This window comes from Sphingopyxis sp. LARHCG72 (assembly GCF_052871675.1).
In genome coordinates this window covers 136,147-151,878 of record NZ_JBIXJU010000008.1, presented here as the reverse complement: position 1 = coordinate 151,878, position 15,732 = coordinate 136,147, and the positions used below count along the sequence as shown (strand labels likewise).

Sequence of the window (15,732 nt, the reverse complement as noted above, 5' to 3'; positions counted from 1 at the left end):
GTGGGGCGATGGCACGCCTCCTCCACCTCTTCGTCGCGCTCGCCGCGTTGCTCCTTGCCCCCGCGGCATTCGCGCAGGAGCGCGGGCCGGTCGTGCTTGCGGCGGCGAGCTTGCAGGAATCGCTGAGCGAGGCGGCGAACGTCTGGGCCGCGAAGGGTCACGCCAAACCCGTCCTCTCCTTCGCCGCCTCGTCGGCGCTCGCGCGGCAGGCGATAGCGGGGGCGCCCGCCGACCTGTTCCTCTCGGCCGACGAGGAATGGATGGATGCGGTGGCCAAGGCGGGACTTCTGCGCGCCGGCACGCGCACCACGCTGCTCGGCAACCGCCTCGTGCTGATCGCGCCCGCGGCGAGCAACGTTCGCCTGACCCCCGCGCGCGGCTTTCCGCTCGCGAAGGCGCTCGGCACGGGCCGGCTCGCGCTCGCCGATCCCGCGGCGGTTCCCGCGGGCAAATATGCGAAAGCGGCGCTCACCGCGCTGGGTGTCTGGAACGGCGTCGCCGCCAAGGTCGCGCCCGCCGAGAATGTCCGCGCGGCGATGGCGCTCGTCGAACGCGGTGCGGCGCCGCTCGGCATCGTCTACGCAACCGACGCGCGCGCATCGAAGTCCGTGCGCATTGTCGGAACCTTCCCCGCGACGAGCCATCCGCCGATCCGCTATCCCGTCGCGCTGCTCAAGGCGTCGCGGCACAAGGAGGCTGCGGGCTTCCGCGCTTTCCTCCTGTCGAAACAGGGACGCGCGATCTTCGCCCGCCACGGCTTCTCGGCGCCTTGATGCTGTCAGCCGAAGAATGGGGGATCGTCGCGCTGTCGCTGAAGGTCGGCGGCGTGGCGGTGCTTGCGACGCTTCCCATTGCCTTCGGTCTTGCGTGGCTTCTCGCGCGCTATCGTTTCCCGGGGCGCGTTGTGCTCGACGCGCTCGTCCACCTGCCGCTCGTCCTGCCGCCGGTCGTCACCGGCTGGCTGTTGCTGATTGCTTTCGGCCCCTTTGGTCCGATCGGCCGCTGGCTCGAAAGCTGGTTCGGCATGACGCTGATGTTCCGCTGGACCGGCGCCGCGCTCGCCGCGGCGATCATGGCGCTGCCGCTGATGGTGCGCGCGATGCGGCTGTCGATCGAGGGGATCGACCGACGGCTCGAGGGCGCGGCGCGAACGCTCGGCGCCAGCCGCTGGCACAGCTTCTGGACGATCAGCCTTCCGCTCGCGCTCCCCGGCGTGCTCGCGGCACTCGTGCTCGGCTTCGCGCGCTCGATCGGCGAGTTCGGCGCGACGATCACCTTCGTCTCGAACATCCCGGGTGAAACACGCACCTTGCCGCTCGCCATCTATTCGGCGCTGCAGGTTCCCGGCGGCGAAGCGATGGTGACGCGTCTCGCGCTGCTGTCGGTCGCGCTGTCGCTCGGCGCGCTGGTGCTGTCGGAATGGCTGGTACGGCGCAGTCATGCGGGAAGGCGCGCGCATGGCGATTGATATCGACGTCGCCCGCCGCCTCGGCGACCGCACGATCGCCGCGCGCTTCACCGCCGGGCCGGGGCTGACCGCGCTGTTCGGGCCGTCGGGCGCGGGCAAGACGAGCATCCTCAACATGGTCGCGGGGCTGCTCAAGCCCGATCGCGGGCATATCCGGATCGGGGAGCGCACGCTGTTCGGTGAAGGCACCGACCTCCCGCCCGAGGCGCGGCGCGTCGGCTATGTGTTCCAGGACGGGCGCCTCTTCCCGCACCGCCGCGTCCGCGCGAACCTGACCTACGGCCGGGACCTCGCGCAACCGGCGAATCGCTGGATGCGCCTCGACGAAGCGACCCGCTTCCTCGGCATCGGCCATCTGCTCGATCGCTGGCCGCACAGCCTGTCGGGGGGTGAGGCACAGCGCGTCGCGATCGGCCGCGCCTTGCTCGCGGGCCCCGAAATCCTGCTGATGGACGAACCGCTCTCGTCGCTCGACGCGGCGCGGCGCGGCGATATCATGGCGGTGATCGAACGGGTGCGCGACGAGCTCAAGCTGCCGGTCCTCTACGTCAGCCACGACCGCGCCGAGGTCGACCGGCTGGCGACCGCAGTGGTGACGATCGACGCATAAAGTTTCACTTGAAACCATTTCTGTGATAGAAGGCGCGATATGGAAAGCCAGTTTACCCACGTCCATGACACGCCGCCACCCGGCGCCGCGGCCGACTGGACGATTTCGCAGAATTGGGACGCCTTCACCGCCGATGAACATGCGATGTGGGACCGCCTGTTCGCGCGCCAGTCGGACATGCTCCCCGGCCGCGCGGCCGATGCTTTCCTGCGCGGGATCGACGTGCTGCGTCTCGAAAAGCCGGGCATTCCCGACTATCGCGAGCTCAACGCGCGGCTGATGGCGGCGACGGGGTGGCAGGTGATCGCGGTGCCGGGGCTCGTTCCCGACGATGTCTTTTTCGACCATCTGGCGAACCGGCGCTTTCCGGCGGGCAATTTCATCCGCACCCCCGAACAGCTCGACTACCTCCAGGAACCCGACGTCTTCCATGACGTCTTCGGTCACGTTCCGATGCTCGCCGACCCGGTGTTCGCCGATTATATGGTCGCTTATGGCGAGGGCGGGCTCCGGAGCCTCAAGTTCGACGCGCTGAAACAGCTCGCGCGGCTTTACTGGTATACGGTCGAATTCGGGTTGATCCGCGAAGCCGGCGGCCTGCGCATTTATGGCGCCGGGATCGTTTCCTCTTTTGCGGAAAGCGTCTTCGCACTCGATTCGGACAGCCCGAACCGCATTGGCTTCGACCTCGCGCGCGTGATGCGCACCGATTACCGGATCGACGATTTCCAGCAGAATTATTTCGTCATCGACAGCCTCGACCAGCTGCTCGACACGACGGTGAACACCGATTTCGCGCCGCTCTACGCCGCCAACGCCGCGCTGCCGCCGATCCCGATCGCCGACATATTGCCGGGGGACGCGGTGATCACCCACGGCACACAGGATTATGCGCTCGCCAAGAGCGGCTGACCGATCCTCAATCGTCGTGTTTGCGGACCGTCGAAATCAGCTGGCGTCGGTGCTGGAAGGCTTCGCGGTCGGGCGGCAGGCTGTATATGCCGCGAAGCAGCGCGGCATCCTGGCTCGACAGGTCACGGCGTCCCGGTTCGCGGCCGAAGATATCCATGATTGAGTCGGCGGGCGGCGGCGGGTTGCCGTTGATTTCGGCGAGCGCGACCATCGCCGCATAGGAGGCCACGGCGTCGAGCCTGTATCCGTCGGCCCTTTCGGCATCGATGACCACCGTTGCCGCGCGCAGCGCCCGCACCACCTGTGTGCTGACGATGCTGCTATTATATTGCCGCACGATCCCGCTGATTGCCGGTATGCCGTCGCGGCTTTCGTCGCGGGTGGAGTACCACCAGCGGATCGCACCGTCGCCTTCGACAATCCGTTCGCGTTCGGCGGCAGACAGCGCGGCGCTTTGCCGGGGCGATTTCGCGAAGATCGCGCGCGTCAGGCCGTCGCCGTCGTCGGTGAAGATGACGGCGATATTGGGGATACAGCCCGTTGGTGCGACCGGCGCACCGACCGACGTTGCAACCGCCCGAATCCGCATGTCGACGATTTCCGCGACCGTTTCGTCGACACCGATCGTGCGCGGGCAAACGGGCGTGATCCAGCGCGCAACGGGTTCCAGCCGCGCGACGCCCGCGCGTCGTACGAACTCGGCGGCGCGTTTCCGTTCCTCGCGCTCGGCATCGCGGGTGCCCGTGACGACAATCGAATCGGGGTCGTTGTCGGCGGTGGGTGCGACGACGAGCAAGGCAAAGGCGGCAAGCAGGCTCATGGCGAATGCTCCCAAGACTCGCTGCAACCTAGCAAATCATCGGGACATTTCCAGTGCTTGGCTTACCAGCTCCCGAAGCTTGCATCCGACGGGCTGGCCCGGTGCAGCGCGCGTTCCTTGCGACGCCAGCCGTAGCGGCGGCGCTTGACCAGCAGCAGGCACGGCCATTCGGCGCTGCCGCCGCGCGCGGCGAGGCGAAAGCCCTGCGCGCGATAGGCGGCGAGCACGGGTTCCATCTGGCGCGCGATCAACCCCGCGAGGATCGCATGGCCGCCCGGCGCGGTCGCGGCGGCGATATCGGGGGCGAGGGTGATCAGCGGCCCCGCGAGGATGTTCGCGATGACCAGGTCGTACGGCGCGCGGTGGCGGATCGCCGGATGATCGGTTCCCGGCGCGACCGCGAGCGCCAGCCGTCCGCCGCCGCGACCGAGCGGCACGCCGTTGATGTCGGCATTGTCGCGCGTGACGAAGATGCTCGCCGGGTCGATGTCCGACGCGATCGTTTTTGCGCGCGGCCATAGCGCCATCGCGGCAAAGGCGAGCAGGCCGGTGCCGGTGCCGATGTCGGCGATATTGCGCGGGGCAGCGCCGACGCGTGCGAGCCGGTCGAGCATCGCGAGGCATCCCGCGGTCGTGTCGTGTCCGCCGGTCCCGAACGCCTGGCTCGCGTCGATCAGGAAGGGCGTGGTCCCTGCGGGCACGCGGTCGGCATAGCTGCTCGTGTGGACGAAAAAGCGCCCCGCCTGCACGGGTTCGAGCCCCTGCTGGCTCAACGTCACCCAATCCTCTTCGGGCAATTCACTGACGGCCGGTTTCTTGCCCTTCGCGCTCGGGATCAACGCCTGCAACAGTTTCAGCAGGGCGGGTGCCGGCTTGTCGTCGACATAGGCGTCGAGCTGCCATTCGCCCGCCTCTTCGTCGATCTCGCGCGTCACGACGACGGGGGCGTCGGGCAATGCGTCGAGTTCGGGGATTTCACCCGACAGCGCCTCGGCCTCGTCGCGCGTACAGGGGAGGGAGACGATCCAGCTCATGGCTTACCGCACATAGCTTGCGCCGTTCACGTCGAGCACCGCACCGGTCATCGACGCGGGCGCATCGAGCGCGCACCAGCGCGCCATCTCGGCGACCTCGTCGGGCATCGCGACGCGGCCCAGCGGAATGTCGGCGAGCAATTTGTCGCCGCCACGGCTTTCGAGATAGTCCTCGGCCATCCCCGTCATCGTGAAGCCGGGGCAGATCGCAAAGGCGAGGATGCCGTCCTTGGCATAGGCGCGCGCGATCGTCTTGGTCATGGCGACCATGCCCGATTTCGACGCGGCATAATGCCAGTGCGCGGGGCTGTCGCCGCGGTACGCCGCGCGGCTTGCGATATTGACGATCCGGCCGGGAATGCCGCGTTCGTGCCAGTGCAGCACCGCGTGACGGCAGAGTTGCGCGCTTGCGGTCAGGTTGACCTGCATCGTGCGGTTCCAGTTTGCGAGCCAGTCGGTGTTGGGATCGCCCAGCGGATTGGCTTCGAACACCCCGGCGTTGTTGACGAGCACGTCGATGCGGCCGTCGAGGCGGTCGAGGCTCGCCTGCCACAGCCGGTCGGGCGTCGCGGGATCGGACAGGTCGCCATCGGCGCTCGACAGCGCGACGACTTTCGTCGCGTCGCCGGTCAACGCCTCGGCGATCGCGGCGCCGATGCCGCGACTGGCGCCCGTGATCAGGATATGCGTCGTCATGCCCCCGCCTTAGGCAGCGGGGCAGGGCTTGCCAAGCAAAGGAAGCGGAGCGTTACGCCACCCGGCGGCTGAATTCGCTCGCGGCCTGTTCGAGTTGCTGCAGCCGGCCGCCCATCTTGGCGAATTCCTGGCTCAGCACGCTGATCTCGCTCGCGACCATGCCCGAATCGTTGCGGATGCTCGCGATGGTTGACGACATGCTGTCGGCGGCGAGCGCGGTTTCGTCGACGGCGGCGGTGATCGAGGTGACCGTCTGCGCCTGCGCGTCCATCGCGTCGCGAATGCGCTGCGCCGAGGTCTGCACTTCGATGATCGTCTGCTGGATCGACTGGTTGGCAAACACCGACCCGCGCGTCGCCTGCTGGATCGCGGTGATCTTGCCCGCGATATCGTCGGTCGCGCGTGCGGTTTCGTTGGCGAGGCTCTTCACTTCCTGCGCGACGACGGCAAAGCCGCGCCCCGATTCGCCCGCGCGCGCCGCTTCGATCGTGGCGTTGAGGGCGAGGAGGTTCGTCTGGCCCGCGATCTCGCGGATCAGCCCCAATATGGATTCGATCGATTCGGCGTGGTGCGACAGCGTTTCGGACATCGCCACCGCTTCGCCCGCCTGTTCGGAGGCGCGCGTCGCAACGCTTGCCGATGCTTCGACCTCGCTGCGGGCATCCTCGATCGCGCGGATCAGCCCCGCCGCGGTCGACGCCGCTTCGCGCATCGCCATCGCCGACTGTTCGGACGCCGCGGCGACTTCACTCGTCTTGGCGATCATGCCCTTCGCCGCCTGGTCGGCCGAGGCCGCCTGCTTCGCAAGCTGTTCGCGCACGCCATCGGTGTCCTGTACCAGCGACGCGATCGAGCGGTCGAAATCGCCCGCAAGCGTCTGGCGCTCGCTCGAGATGATCGCGCGGTCGAGCTTTTGCGCGTAGCGGTGCATGATATCGAACTCGAGCAGGCCGAGCCGGTTGATCGCGTTCGTCAGCCGCGCCAGCCGCTCGCCATCGCCGAGGCACGCCTCGACGACATATTCGATGGTAAGGCGCTGGCTTTCGGCGATGCACGACATCACCGATGCGAGCGGCAACTTTACGCGCCGCGCCATATGCGTGTTCTGGCAGGCGATCGTCGCGACCTCCTGCCCGGCCGCATCGGCATATTTCACCGACGTGTGGCGCGCGCTGCCGCGGATATAGCTATCGAGAAGCTCGCCCTCGACCTCGCGGTCGACGCTGGGCAGCGCGTTGAACGCATCCCAATAGGCTTTGGCGACCGCTTCTTCGCGGCCGGCGATGATCAGGTGGATCTCGGCGGCGTCGGCGGCAAGGCGGCCGTCGAGGTCGTAAAAGGGAAAGCGATCGGCCATCGGCACCGGATCGATCTGCTGCTTATGAATCGGATTTTCCTTCACCATGATCCTGCTTCCCTGATCGATCCCGATAGACGCTAAGGGTCTGCCGCCCGCATGCGTCCGCCAAACTGGTGAACGGGATATGCGGTGGAAGTGGTAAAAGCCGTGTTAACCAGCGGGGGACGTTTTGCGGCTCAGCGGCGCTCGTCGACGGCGGATGGCGCGGGTACCGGATAGCCCTCGAACGCCTTGATCGTGCGCAGCGCAAAGGCACTGTGCATCGCCGCGACGCCGGGCAGGCGCGACAGGCAGTGGCGGTGCAGCCGGTCGAAATCGGCGACATTGCGCGCCGCGACGCGCAGCCGGTAATCGGACGCGCCCGACAACAGCTGGCATTCGAGGATCTCGTCGAAGCTTTTCACCGCGCTCTCGAACGCGGTCAGCGCTTCTTCGCTCTGCGACGTCAGGCTGATGTCGGCGAACACGTCGAGGCCCAGTCCGATGCTGTCGGGATCGAGGCGCGCGGTATAGCCGGCGATGATCCCCGCCGCCTCGAGCGCGCGGATGCGGCGATGGCACGCCGACGCCGACAGCCCCACCTTCTCGCCCAGTTCAGCGGCGGGTCGAGGACCCTGCCGCTGGAGCAGGTCGAGCAGTTTGACGTCGATCCGGTCAATCATTGTGCGTCTCTGGTCCATCTCACGCAAAAATCGTGCATATCTGTCGCGAAACTGCGATGGATATGCAAGAACCTCGCGCGCCGGACCTGCTATATCCGCGGCAGAAGCCGCGGCGACGTAACGGAAATGTCGGACCAGCGGCGCGACGCAATGGAGAGCGAAGCATGATCATCGGCACCCCCAAGGAAATCAAGAACCACGAATATCGCGTCGGCCTGACCCCCGAGAGCGCGCGCGAACTCGTCGTCCACGGCCACCGCGTGCTCGTCCAGACCGGCGCGGGCGAGGGCATTGGCGCGCACGACCGCACTTATGTCGAAGCGGGCGCCGAGATCGTCCAGACCGCCGAAGAGATTTTCGCGCAGTGCGAAATGGTCGTGAAGGTCAAGGAACCGCAGCCGGCCGAACGCGCGATGCTCCGCCCCGGCCAGATCCTCTATACCTATCTCCACCTCGCGCCCGATCCCGACCAGACGCGCGACCTGATGGCATCGGGCGCGATATGTATCGCCTATGAAACCGTCACCAGCCCGCACGGCGGCCTGCCGCTGCTCAAACCGATGAGCCAGGTCGCGGGTCGCATGTCGATTCAGGCCGGCGCGACCGCGCTCGAGAAAGCGCATGGCGGCCGCGGCGTGCTCCTGGGCGGCGTGCCGGGCGTCGCGCCGGGCAAGGTGTGCGTGATCGGCGGCGGCGTCGTTGGCTTCAACGCGGCACAGATGGCGGCGGGCCTCGGCGCCGACGTCACCATCCTCGACCGCGATCCCGAAGTGCTCGAACGCGTCGGCACCTTTTTCGAGGCGCGTGCCAAGACGCGCTTCTCGAACCGCGCGAACCTCGCCGAATGCGTGGCGGAGGCGGATCTTGTCATCGGTGCGGTGCTGATCCCTGGTGCCGAGGCGCCGAAGCTCGTCACGCGCGCGATGCTCGGCACGATGCGTCCCGGCTCGGTGCTCGTCGACGTCGCGATCGACCAGGGCGGCTGCTTCGAGACGAGCCATGCGACGACGCACGCCGACCCGACCTATGTCGTCGACGGCATCGTCCATTATGCGGTCGCGAACATGCCGGGCGCGGTCGCGCGCACCAGCACCTATGCGCTCAATAATGTCACCCTGCCGCACGCGCTGCGCATCGCCGATCTGGGATGGAAAGAGGCTTTGAAGCGCGACGTGCATCTTGCGCAGGGTTTGAACGTTTGGAATGGTAAGGTGACGTTCGAAGCCGTAGCGGAAGCGGTCGGAACCGATTATGTGCCTGTCGAACAGGCGCTTGCCTGACGAAAAGGACGAATGAGAGACGATGACCGACCAACTGCAGCCTCCCCCGCCCGAAGAGGAAGAAGAAAATGAAGTGCTGCGCGCCGCGCGCGAGCGGCAGCAGCAGCGCGAAGCGGCCGAAGCCACCGAAGCCGCCGACAAGGAAGCGGCGAAGGGCAAACGCGGCTGGAAGACCGCCGCCGCCGCCGGTCTCGGCATAGGCTCGGCCGCGGTCATCGCGGCTTTGCTCTACGCGAACCGCGGCAAGATCAAGTGACGCTGCGACCCGTTCGGCAACGCTGAACGGATTCGCGATGCGTCATCCCGCGCGAAGGCCGGGATCCAGGGCGGCCTCGTGCCGCCCTTTTTCTTTGGCGAAGAAACCGCTCACCCAACCGAATTAATCACCTATGCTCCTAAGCAATTGCATATCGCGGCGGGAAGGCTTAACCGGCACCGCATCGACCGTTTAGAGTCAAGACAGGGCTGATATGGCTGGCAACGAACCGAGTGCGCGTCCGCGCTCCCCGCATATGCAGGTATATAAATGGGGGCCGCATATGGCGGTCTCTATCCTCCATCGCGTCAGCGGCGACGGTCTGGCGATCGTCGGCGCGGGGATGTTCCTCTGGTGGCTCGGCGCGCTCGCTGCGGGTCCCGATGCCTATGCGGCGTTCGTCGCCTGCGTGTGGCACGATCCCAGCCCGGAGATCAGCACGCTGCACCAGATCACCAATATCCTCGGCAAGGTCGTGCTGATCGGGCTGACCTGGGCCTTTTTCCAGCATCTCTTCTCGGGACTGCGCCACTTCGTGCTCGATACGGGTGCGGGCTATGAGCTCAAGACCAACAAGCTCTGGTCGACCCTCGTGATGGTCGGCGCCGTGCTCGCGACCGCCGCGACCTGGCTTTATATCTTCAAGGAGGCGCTCAATGGGTAACGGAACGCACCTTGGCAAGGTTCGCGGGCTCGGCTCGTCGGGGCATGGTTCGCAGCACTGGCTGCAGCAGCGCCTGACCGCGCTCGGCAATTTGCTGCTCGTCGGCTTCCTCTTCGTCTCGTTCCTGCGCCTGCCGATGACCGACCATGGTGCGGTGCTGCGCTGGGCATCGAACCCGAGCGTCGCGCTCGCGCTGATCCTGATGGTGGTCAGCGTCTTCTGGCACCTGCGGCTCGGGCTGACGGTGCTGATCGAGGATTATGTCAACGGCGAGGCGACACGCCTCTTCGCGCTCGTCCTGCTCAATTTCTACGCGATCGGCGGCGCTGCCTATGGCATTTTCGCCATTGTCCGCATCGCGCTTGCGCCCGCCACCGGGCTTGCTCCGGGGGGCATGTAAGATGACCGACGCCTACAAGATTATCGACCATATCTATGACACCGTCGTCGTCGGTGCTGGCGGCTCGGGCCTCCGCGCCACGATGGGCAGCGCCGAAGCGGGCCTCAAGACCGCGTGCATCACGAAGGTGTTCCCGACGCGCAGCCACACGGTCGCGGCGCAGGGCGGCATCGCCGCGTCGCTCGGCAACAATTCGCCCGACCACTGGCAGTGGCATATGTACGACACCGTCAAGGGCTCCGACTGGCTCGGCGACCAGGACGCGATCGAATATATGGTGCGCGAAGCGCCGAACGCGGTCTACGAACTCGAACACGCCGGCGTGCCGTTCAGCCGCAACGCCGACGGCACGATCTACCAGCGCCCGTTCGGCGGCCATATGCAGAATATGGGCGAAGGCCCGCCGGTGCAGCGCACCTGCGCCGCGGCCGACCGCACCGGCCACGCGATGCTTCACGCGCTCTATCAGCAGAGCCTGAAGTATGACGCGGACTTCTTCATCGAATATTTCGCGCTCGACCTGATCATGGAAGACGGTCCCGACGGCAAGGTCTGCCGCGGCGTGATCGCGATGTGCATGGAGGATGGCAGCATCCACCGCTTCCGTTCGCAGGCCGTGGTGCTCGCGACCGGCGGCTATGGCCGCTGCTATTTCACCGCCACCTCGGCGCACACCTGCACCGGCGATGGCGGCGGCATGGTGCTGCGCGCCGGCCTTCCCTTACAGGACATGGAATTCGTCCAGTTCCACCCGACCGGCATCTATGGCGCGGGCGTCCTCATTACCGAAGGCGCGCGCGGCGAGGGCGGTTACCTCACCAATTCGCAGGGCGAGCGTTTCATGGAACGCTATGCCCCCTCGGCGAAGGATCTCGCGTCGCGCGACGTCGTGTCGCGCTCGATGGCGCTCGAAATCCGCGAAGGCCGCGGCGTCGGGCCGCACGCCGACCATATCTACCTCCACCTCGACCATATCGATCCCGCGGTGCTCGCCGAGCGCCTGCCCGGGATCACCGAGAGCGGCAAGATTTTCGCCGGTGTCGACCTGACGCGCCAGCCGCTGCCGGTCGTGCCGACCGTCCATTACAATATGGGCGGCATTCCCTGTAACTATCATGGCGAAGTCGTGACGCTCGGCAAGGACGGCCCCGACACCGTGGTCCCCGGCCTGTTCGCGGTCGGCGAAGCCGCCTGCGTGTCGGTCCATGGCGCGAACCGCCTCGGCTCGAACAGCCTGATCGACCTTGTCGTGTTCGGCCGCGCGACGGGCCACCGCCTCAAGGAAATCCTGACCCCCGGCGCGGCGCAGCAGCCGCTGCCGAAGGACAGCGCCGACCTCGCGCTCGCGCGCCTCGACCATTTCCGCAACGCCAACGGCGGATCGCCGACCGCGGAAATCCGCACCGAGATGCAGCGCGCGATGTCGCAGCACGCCGCGGTGTTCCGTACCGACGAGTTGATGGCGGAGGGCAAGGAAAAGCTCACCAAGACCTATCAGCGGATGAACGACGTCCACGTCACCGACCGCAGCCTGATCTGGAACACCGATCTCATCGAAACGCTCGAGCTCGATAACCTGATTTCGCAGGCGACCGTGACGATGCATTCGGCGTTCAACCGCAAGGAAAGCCGCGGCGCTCACGCGCACGAGGATTTCCCGAACCGCGACGACGCGACGTGGATGAAGCACACGATCGGCTGGTTCGACGGCTGGGGCGGCAAGGGCGGCGGCGTCCGCCTCGATTACCGTCCGGTCCACGAATATACGCTGTCGGACGACGTCGAATATATCAAGCCGAAGGCGCGCGTTTACTAAGCGGGTGCGGAAGGGGGGCAGGCGCCGCGGCGCCTGCTTCTAGAACCAGTCTTCGAGGCGTTCGAACAGGTTGACGTCGGAGAAGGGGCGGTCGACGTCCTGGCCCATGATCCACAGCTTCTGGCACGCGATGGCAAAGAACATCAGCGCGATCGTCCAGACGATGAAGGTCTTGCGCGCGACCCAGCGACGCTCGGCTTCGGCCGCCTTGGCGCGGGCCTTATAGTCGATTCCGAGCTCGCCCTCGAACTCGGCAACAAGCTGGGCGCGGCGAGTCCGCGAGATATTCGCGATACTCTCGTTCCGGTTGTCTACCACTGTCGATCGGCGATTTGCCATCGGTCACCTTGGCCCAGCTAGTCCTGCTACCGGATATAGCTTCAAGCCCCTGCCAATTGGTTAACCCACCGGCATTATTCGGGCGCGATGCCGACCAGCTTGATCCGCGCGGTCGCGCCGCGCAGCAACGTCAAATCGCGCCGCGGGCGGTCCAGCGCGGCGGCGAGCAGGCGCAAGACCGCCTCGTTCGCCGCGCCGTCGGCGGGCGGCGCGGTGACGCGTAGCTGCACCGCATCCTTATCGATCCTGACCTCGTCGCGGCTGGCGCCGGGCGTCACCCGCACTTCGATCCGCCCCGACGCGGCGAGCGCATGGAGCGCCTCGGTCAACGCGGCGGCGGGGCGATATTTCAGATGGTGATCACCAGCTTGCCGACTGCAGTGCGGTCGCCGAGCTTGGCGATCGCCTTGCCGCCGTCGGCCAGCGCGAAGCTTTCGGTGACGCGCGGCTGGATCTTGCCCTGCTCCCACAGCTGGAACAGCCGCGCGATATTGGCGCGGTTGCGCTCGGGCTCGCGCATCACGAAGGCGCCCCAGAAGACGCCAGCGACGTCGCAGCTTTTGAGCAACGTCAGGTTGAGCGGCAGGCGCGGAATGCCCGCGGGGAATCCGACGACGAGATAGCGGCCTTCCCATGCGATCGAACGCAGCGCGGGCTCCGCATAATCGCCGCCGACGGCGTCATAGATGACATTGGCGCCGTTCGGGCCGACGGCCTCCTTGAACTTGTTCGCAAGCTCCTTCGACTGGTCCTTGTCGAACGGCTGGCGGCCATAGACGACGACCTCGTCGGCACCCGCCTGGCGCGCGATTTCGCCCTTTTCCTCGCTCGACACGCCGGCAACGACGCGCGCGCCGAACGCCTTGCCCAGCTCGACCGCGGCGATGCCGACGCCGCCCGACGCGCCGAGGACGAGCAGCGTGTCGCCCTCGCCGATGTGGCCGCGGTCGACGAGCGCGTGAATGCTCGTGCCATAGGTCATCAGCAAGGAGGCACCTTCGGCGAAGCCATGCGCCTCGGGCAAATGATAGACATTGTGCACCGAAACCGCGACCGCCTCGGACATCCCGCCATTGCCGCAGCCCGCGATCACGCGGTCGCCGACCTCGAACTGCGTGACACCTTCGCCAACTTCGGCGACCAGCCCCGCAACTTCGCCGCCGGGGGCGAAGGGGCGCTCGGGGCGGAACTGATATTTATCCTCGATGATCAGCACGTCGGGAAAGTTGACCGCGCAGGCCTTCACATCGATCACGATCTGGCCCTTGCCGGCCGTCGGGCGCGGCAGTTCGCCGAGCGTCAGCGTTTCGGGGCCGCCGGTTGCGGTCGACAAGAGAGCCTTCATCATCTTCTCCTCTATAGTGTCTATTGAGCCTTATGCTGCGGGGCGCATCCACGGCCGGTCGGCGTCGAGTTTGGCCTCATAGGCACCGATCGCGGCGTCGCTCTTTTCGGTGAGCGAAATCTCGTCGAGCCCTTCGAGCAGGCACATCTTGCGGAACGGGTCGATCTCGAAGCTGAAACGGTCCTGGAACTGCGTCGTCACCGTCTGATGCTCGAGGTCGACGAACACCGGATCGGTCGCGGCGACCTCCATCAGGCGGTCGATCGCCGCTTGCGGCAGCACGACGGGCAGGATGCCGTTCTTGACCGCATTGCCCGAGAAGATATCCGAGTAGGACGGCGCGATCACGACGCGGATGCCGAGGTCGCCGAGCGCCCACGCCGCATGTTCGCGGCTCGACCCGCAGCCGAAATTGTCGCCCGCGATCAGGATCGGCGCGCCTTTGAAATCGGCGCTGTCGAACAGGTTGTCGGGGTCCTTGCGGATTGCCTCGAACGCGCCGCGCCCCATGCCCTCGCGCGTCGTGGTCTTGAGCCAGTGCGCGGGGATGATCACGTCGGTGTCGACATTCTTGAGCCCGAACGGGATCGCGCGGCCTTCGACCTTGTCGAGCGGGGTCATGCCATCAACTCCCGAACATCGGTAAGCTTGCCCGTCACCGCCGCCGCCGCCGCCATCGCAGGGCTGACGAGATGCGTGCGCGCGCCGGGGCCTTGGCGGCCGACGAAATTGCGGTTGCTCGTCGAGGCGCAGCGTTCGCCTGCGGGCACCTTGTCAGGGTTCATCGCGAGGCACGCCGAGCAGCCCGGCTCGCGCCATTCGAGGCCCGCGTCGGTGAAGATGCGGTCGAGCCCCTCGGCTTCGGCCTGTGCCTTCACCAGCCCCGATCCGGGGACGACGATCGCCCATTTGACATTATCGGCCTTGTGGCGGCCCTTGATCACCGCCGCGGCGGCGCGCAGATCCTCGATGCGGCTGTTGGTGCAGCTGCCGATGAAGATATTCTCGATGGCGACGTCCTGCATCCGGGTGCCGGGTTCGAGGCCCATATAGGCGAGCGACTTGGCGGCGGCCGTCTGCTTCGACGGATCGGCGAAGCTTTCGGGGGCGGGGACGGTGCCGGTAATCGGCACGACATCCTCAGGGCTGGTGCCCCAGGTGACGCTCGGTGCGATGTCGGCGGCGTCGATGACGACGGTCTTGTCATAGGTCGCGCCCGGATCGGTCGCGAGGCTTTTCCAGTAAGCGACCGCGGCGTCCCAGTCGGCGCCCTTGGGCGCATAGGGACGGCCCTTCAGATAGGCAAAGGTCGTCTCGTCGGGCGCAATCAGGCCGGCACGCGCGCCGCCTTCGATCGCCATATTGCTGACAGTCAGCCGGCCCTCGACCGACAGCGCGCGGATCGCGCTGCCGGTATATTCGATGACATGACCGGTGCCGCCCGCGGCGCCGATGACGCCGGTGATGTGGAGGATGATGTCCTTCGCGGAAACGCCCGGGCCGACCTCGCCCTCGACGCGCACTTCCATCGTCTTCGACGGCTGGAGCAGTAGCGTCTGCGTCGCGAGCACATGCTCGACCTCACTCGTCCCGATACCGAAGGCGAGCGCGCCGATGCCGCCGTGGCACGCGGTGTGGCTGTCGCCGCAGACGATCGTCGTGCCGGGCAGCGAAAAACCCTGCTCGGGGCCGACGACATGGACGATGCCCTGCTCGGGCGCGACCGCGTCGATATAGCGGATGCCGAATTCGGGTGCGTTCTTCTCGAGCGCCGCCAATTGCGCCGCGCTTTCGGCATCGGCGATCGGCAGCTTGTTGCCGCTCGCGTCGAGCCGCGGTGTTGTCGGCACATTATGGTCGGGGACCGCAAGCGTCAGGTCGGGACGGCGCACCGTGCGGCCGTTTGCGCGGAGTCCGGCGAAGGCCTGCGGGCTGGTGACTTCATGGACAAGGTGACGGTCGATGAAGATCAGGCAGGTACCATCGGGGCGCTGTTCGACGACATGCGCGTCCCAGATTTTCTCATAGAGGGTGCGGGGCCGAGTCATGCCGTCCACTTAAGCCTGCGCG

The 15,732-nt window shown here is 66.7% G+C and carries 19 protein-coding genes; 9 read left to right on the top strand and 10 right to left on the bottom strand.

Features of this window, described 5'->3' with window-relative positions; genetic code table 11:
• Positions 1 to 8: 8 nt before the first annotated feature.
• Genes modA through phhA form a run of 4 tightly spaced genes read left to right on the top strand, consistent with a single transcriptional unit; the run spans position 9 to position 2,990 of the window.
• Positions 9 to 773, top strand: a complete 765-nt coding sequence (modA, locus tag ACIPPQ_RS17810; RefSeq protein WP_446545399.1) for a molybdate ABC transporter substrate-binding protein — start codon at positions 9 to 11, stop codon at positions 771 to 773.
• Complete coding sequence (gene modB / locus ACIPPQ_RS17805) at positions 773 to 1,468, top strand: molybdate ABC transporter permease subunit (protein ID WP_446545398.1); 696 nt, start codon at positions 773 to 775, stop codon at positions 1,466 to 1,468. The genes modA and modB overlap by 1 nt, the downstream gene beginning before the upstream one ends.
• Positions 1,458 to 2,078 carry a molybdenum ABC transporter ATP-binding protein gene (locus ACIPPQ_RS17800; protein ID WP_446545397.1) on the top strand — a complete coding sequence of 207 codons (621 nt, stop codon included), beginning with the start codon at positions 1,458 to 1,460 and terminating at the stop codon, positions 2,076 to 2,078. Before modB ends, ACIPPQ_RS17800 begins: the two co-directional genes overlap by 11 nt.
• Positions 2,079 to 2,117: 39 nt before the next feature.
• Positions 2,118 to 2,990 carry a phenylalanine 4-monooxygenase gene (gene phhA / locus ACIPPQ_RS17795; RefSeq protein ID WP_446545396.1) on the top strand — a complete coding sequence of 291 codons (873 nt, stop codon included), beginning with the start codon at positions 2,118 to 2,120 and terminating at the stop codon, positions 2,988 to 2,990.
• Positions 2,991 to 2,997: 7 nt separating this feature from the next.
• Here phhA and ACIPPQ_RS17790 read toward each other — a convergent pair whose 3' ends face one another.
• The 5 genes from ACIPPQ_RS17790 to ACIPPQ_RS17770 all read right to left on the bottom strand — a co-directional run bounded on the left by ACIPPQ_RS17790 (position 2,998) and on the right by ACIPPQ_RS17770 (position 7,562).
• Positions 2,998 to 3,810, bottom strand: coding sequence for a hypothetical protein (locus tag ACIPPQ_RS17790; protein ID WP_446545395.1), 813 nt, complete (start codon positions 3,808 to 3,810; stop codon positions 2,998 to 3,000).
• 62 nt (positions 3,811 to 3,872) lie between these two features.
• A complete protein-coding gene (locus tag ACIPPQ_RS17785) occupies positions 3,873 to 4,844 on the bottom strand; it encodes a 50S ribosomal protein L11 methyltransferase (RefSeq protein WP_327451638.1) in 972 nt (323 codons plus the stop codon).
• 3 nt (positions 4,845 to 4,847) lie between these two features.
• Complete coding sequence (locus ACIPPQ_RS17780; RefSeq protein WP_446545394.1) at positions 4,848 to 5,540, bottom strand: SDR family NAD(P)-dependent oxidoreductase; 693 nt, start codon at positions 5,538 to 5,540, stop codon at positions 4,848 to 4,850.
• A gap of 52 nt (positions 5,541 to 5,592) precedes the next feature.
• Positions 5,593 to 6,945, bottom strand: coding sequence for a methyl-accepting chemotaxis protein (locus ACIPPQ_RS17775; RefSeq protein ID WP_446545393.1), 1,353 nt, complete (start codon positions 6,943 to 6,945; stop codon positions 5,593 to 5,595).
• Between the two features lie 131 nt (positions 6,946 to 7,076).
• On the bottom strand, positions 7,077 to 7,562 hold the full coding sequence (locus ACIPPQ_RS17770) for an Lrp/AsnC family transcriptional regulator (protein ID WP_446545392.1): 486 nt from the start codon (positions 7,560 to 7,562) through the stop codon (positions 7,077 to 7,079).
• Between the two features lie 164 nt (positions 7,563 to 7,726).
• Here ACIPPQ_RS17770 and ald point away from each other — a divergent pair, with 164 nt between their 5' ends.
• The 5 genes from ald to sdhA all read left to right on the top strand — a co-directional run bounded on the left by ald (position 7,727) and on the right by sdhA (position 11,978).
• Positions 7,727 to 8,842, top strand: a complete 1,116-nt coding sequence (ald, locus tag ACIPPQ_RS17765; protein WP_446545391.1) for an alanine dehydrogenase — start codon at positions 7,727 to 7,729, stop codon at positions 8,840 to 8,842.
• 22 nt (positions 8,843 to 8,864) lie between these two features.
• Entirely contained in the window at positions 8,865 to 9,098 is a 234-nt protein-coding gene (locus ACIPPQ_RS17760) for a hypothetical protein (RefSeq protein WP_446545390.1), read from the top strand.
• Between the two features lie 214 nt (positions 9,099 to 9,312).
• Positions 9,313 to 9,762, top strand: coding sequence for a succinate dehydrogenase, cytochrome b556 subunit (sdhC, locus tag ACIPPQ_RS17755; RefSeq protein ID WP_446545389.1), 450 nt, complete (start codon positions 9,313 to 9,315; stop codon positions 9,760 to 9,762).
• On the top strand, positions 9,755 to 10,162 hold the full coding sequence (gene sdhD, locus ACIPPQ_RS17750; RefSeq protein ID WP_446545388.1) for a succinate dehydrogenase, hydrophobic membrane anchor protein: 408 nt from the start codon (positions 9,755 to 9,757) through the stop codon (positions 10,160 to 10,162). The genes sdhC and sdhD overlap by 8 nt, the downstream gene beginning before the upstream one ends.
• 1 nt (position 10,163) lies before the next feature.
• Positions 10,164 to 11,978, top strand: a complete 1,815-nt coding sequence (gene sdhA, locus ACIPPQ_RS17745) for a succinate dehydrogenase flavoprotein subunit (protein WP_446545387.1) — start codon at positions 10,164 to 10,166, stop codon at positions 11,976 to 11,978.
• 39 nt (positions 11,979 to 12,017) lie between these two features.
• Here the strand turns inward: sdhA and ACIPPQ_RS17740 are convergent, their stop codons facing one another.
• From ACIPPQ_RS17740 to leuC, 5 genes are all read right to left on the bottom strand, one after another.
• Positions 12,018 to 12,317, bottom strand: a complete 300-nt coding sequence (locus ACIPPQ_RS17740) for a hypothetical protein (RefSeq protein WP_446545386.1) — start codon at positions 12,315 to 12,317, stop codon at positions 12,018 to 12,020.
• A gap of 74 nt (positions 12,318 to 12,391) precedes the next feature.
• Positions 12,392 to 12,646 (bottom strand): DUF167 domain-containing protein, encoded by a 255-nt coding sequence (locus ACIPPQ_RS17735; RefSeq protein ID WP_446545385.1) that lies wholly within the window; start codon positions 12,644 to 12,646, stop codon positions 12,392 to 12,394.
• A 20-nt stretch (positions 12,647 to 12,666) separates the two neighbouring features.
• Positions 12,667 to 13,662, bottom strand: coding sequence for an NADPH:quinone oxidoreductase family protein (locus ACIPPQ_RS17730; RefSeq protein ID WP_446545453.1), 996 nt, complete (start codon positions 13,660 to 13,662; stop codon positions 12,667 to 12,669).
• 30 nt (positions 13,663 to 13,692) lie between these two features.
• On the bottom strand, positions 13,693 to 14,283 hold the full coding sequence (gene leuD, locus ACIPPQ_RS17725) for a 3-isopropylmalate dehydratase small subunit (protein ID WP_446545384.1): 591 nt from the start codon (positions 14,281 to 14,283) through the stop codon (positions 13,693 to 13,695).
• Positions 14,280 to 15,710 carry a 3-isopropylmalate dehydratase large subunit gene (gene leuC / locus ACIPPQ_RS17720; protein ID WP_446545383.1) on the bottom strand — a complete coding sequence of 477 codons (1,431 nt, stop codon included), beginning with the start codon at positions 15,708 to 15,710 and terminating at the stop codon, positions 14,280 to 14,282. Before leuC ends, leuD begins: the two co-directional genes overlap by 4 nt.
• Positions 15,711 to 15,732 lie beyond the last annotated feature (22 nt).

Bases quoted from the DNA above. Each gene is read 5' to 3' on its own strand.
- ACIPPQ_RS17770 (WP_446545392.1), bottom strand. From the start codon at position 7,562: ATGATTGACCGGATCGACGTCAAACTGCTCGACCTGCTCCAGCGGCAG.
- ACIPPQ_RS17760 (WP_446545390.1), top strand. From the start codon at position 8,865: ATGACCGACCAACTGCAGCCTCCCCCGCCCGAAGAGGAAGAAGAAAAT.
- ACIPPQ_RS17800 (WP_446545397.1), top strand. From the start codon at position 1,458: ATGGCGATTGATATCGACGTCGCCCGCCGCCTCGGCGACCGCACGATC.
- leuD (WP_446545384.1), bottom strand. From the start codon at position 14,283: ATGACCCCGCTCGACAAGGTCGAAGGCCGCGCGATCCCGTTCGGGCTC.
- ACIPPQ_RS17740 (WP_446545386.1), bottom strand. From the start codon at position 12,317: ATGGCAAATCGCCGATCGACAGTGGTAGACAACCGGAACGAGAGTATC.
- modA (WP_446545399.1), top strand. From the start codon at position 9: ATGGCACGCCTCCTCCACCTCTTCGTCGCGCTCGCCGCGTTGCTCCTT.
- leuC (WP_446545383.1), bottom strand. From the start codon at position 15,710: ATGACTCGGCCCCGCACCCTCTATGAGAAAATCTGGGACGCGCATGTC.
- ACIPPQ_RS17780 (WP_446545394.1), bottom strand. From the start codon at position 5,540: ATGACGACGCATATCCTGATCACGGGCGCCAGTCGCGGCATCGGCGCC.
- ACIPPQ_RS17730 (WP_446545453.1), bottom strand. From the start codon at position 13,662: ATGAAGGCTCTCTTGTCGACCGCAACCGGCGGCCCCGAAACGCTGACG.
- ald (WP_446545391.1), top strand. From the start codon at position 7,727: ATGATCATCGGCACCCCCAAGGAAATCAAGAACCACGAATATCGCGTC.
- sdhD (WP_446545388.1), top strand. From the start codon at position 9,755: ATGGGTAACGGAACGCACCTTGGCAAGGTTCGCGGGCTCGGCTCGTCG.
- sdhA (WP_446545387.1), top strand. From the start codon at position 10,164: ATGACCGACGCCTACAAGATTATCGACCATATCTATGACACCGTCGTC.
- phhA (WP_446545396.1), top strand. From the start codon at position 2,118: ATGGAAAGCCAGTTTACCCACGTCCATGACACGCCGCCACCCGGCGCC.
- modB (WP_446545398.1), top strand. From the start codon at position 773: ATGCTGTCAGCCGAAGAATGGGGGATCGTCGCGCTGTCGCTGAAGGTC.
- ACIPPQ_RS17785 (WP_327451638.1), bottom strand. From the start codon at position 4,844: ATGAGCTGGATCGTCTCCCTCCCCTGTACGCGCGACGAGGCCGAGGCG.
- ACIPPQ_RS17775 (WP_446545393.1), bottom strand. From the start codon at position 6,945: ATGGTGAAGGAAAATCCGATTCATAAGCAGCAGATCGATCCGGTGCCG.
- ACIPPQ_RS17790 (WP_446545395.1), bottom strand. From the start codon at position 3,810: ATGAGCCTGCTTGCCGCCTTTGCCTTGCTCGTCGTCGCACCCACCGCC.
- sdhC (WP_446545389.1), top strand. From the start codon at position 9,313: ATGGCTGGCAACGAACCGAGTGCGCGTCCGCGCTCCCCGCATATGCAG.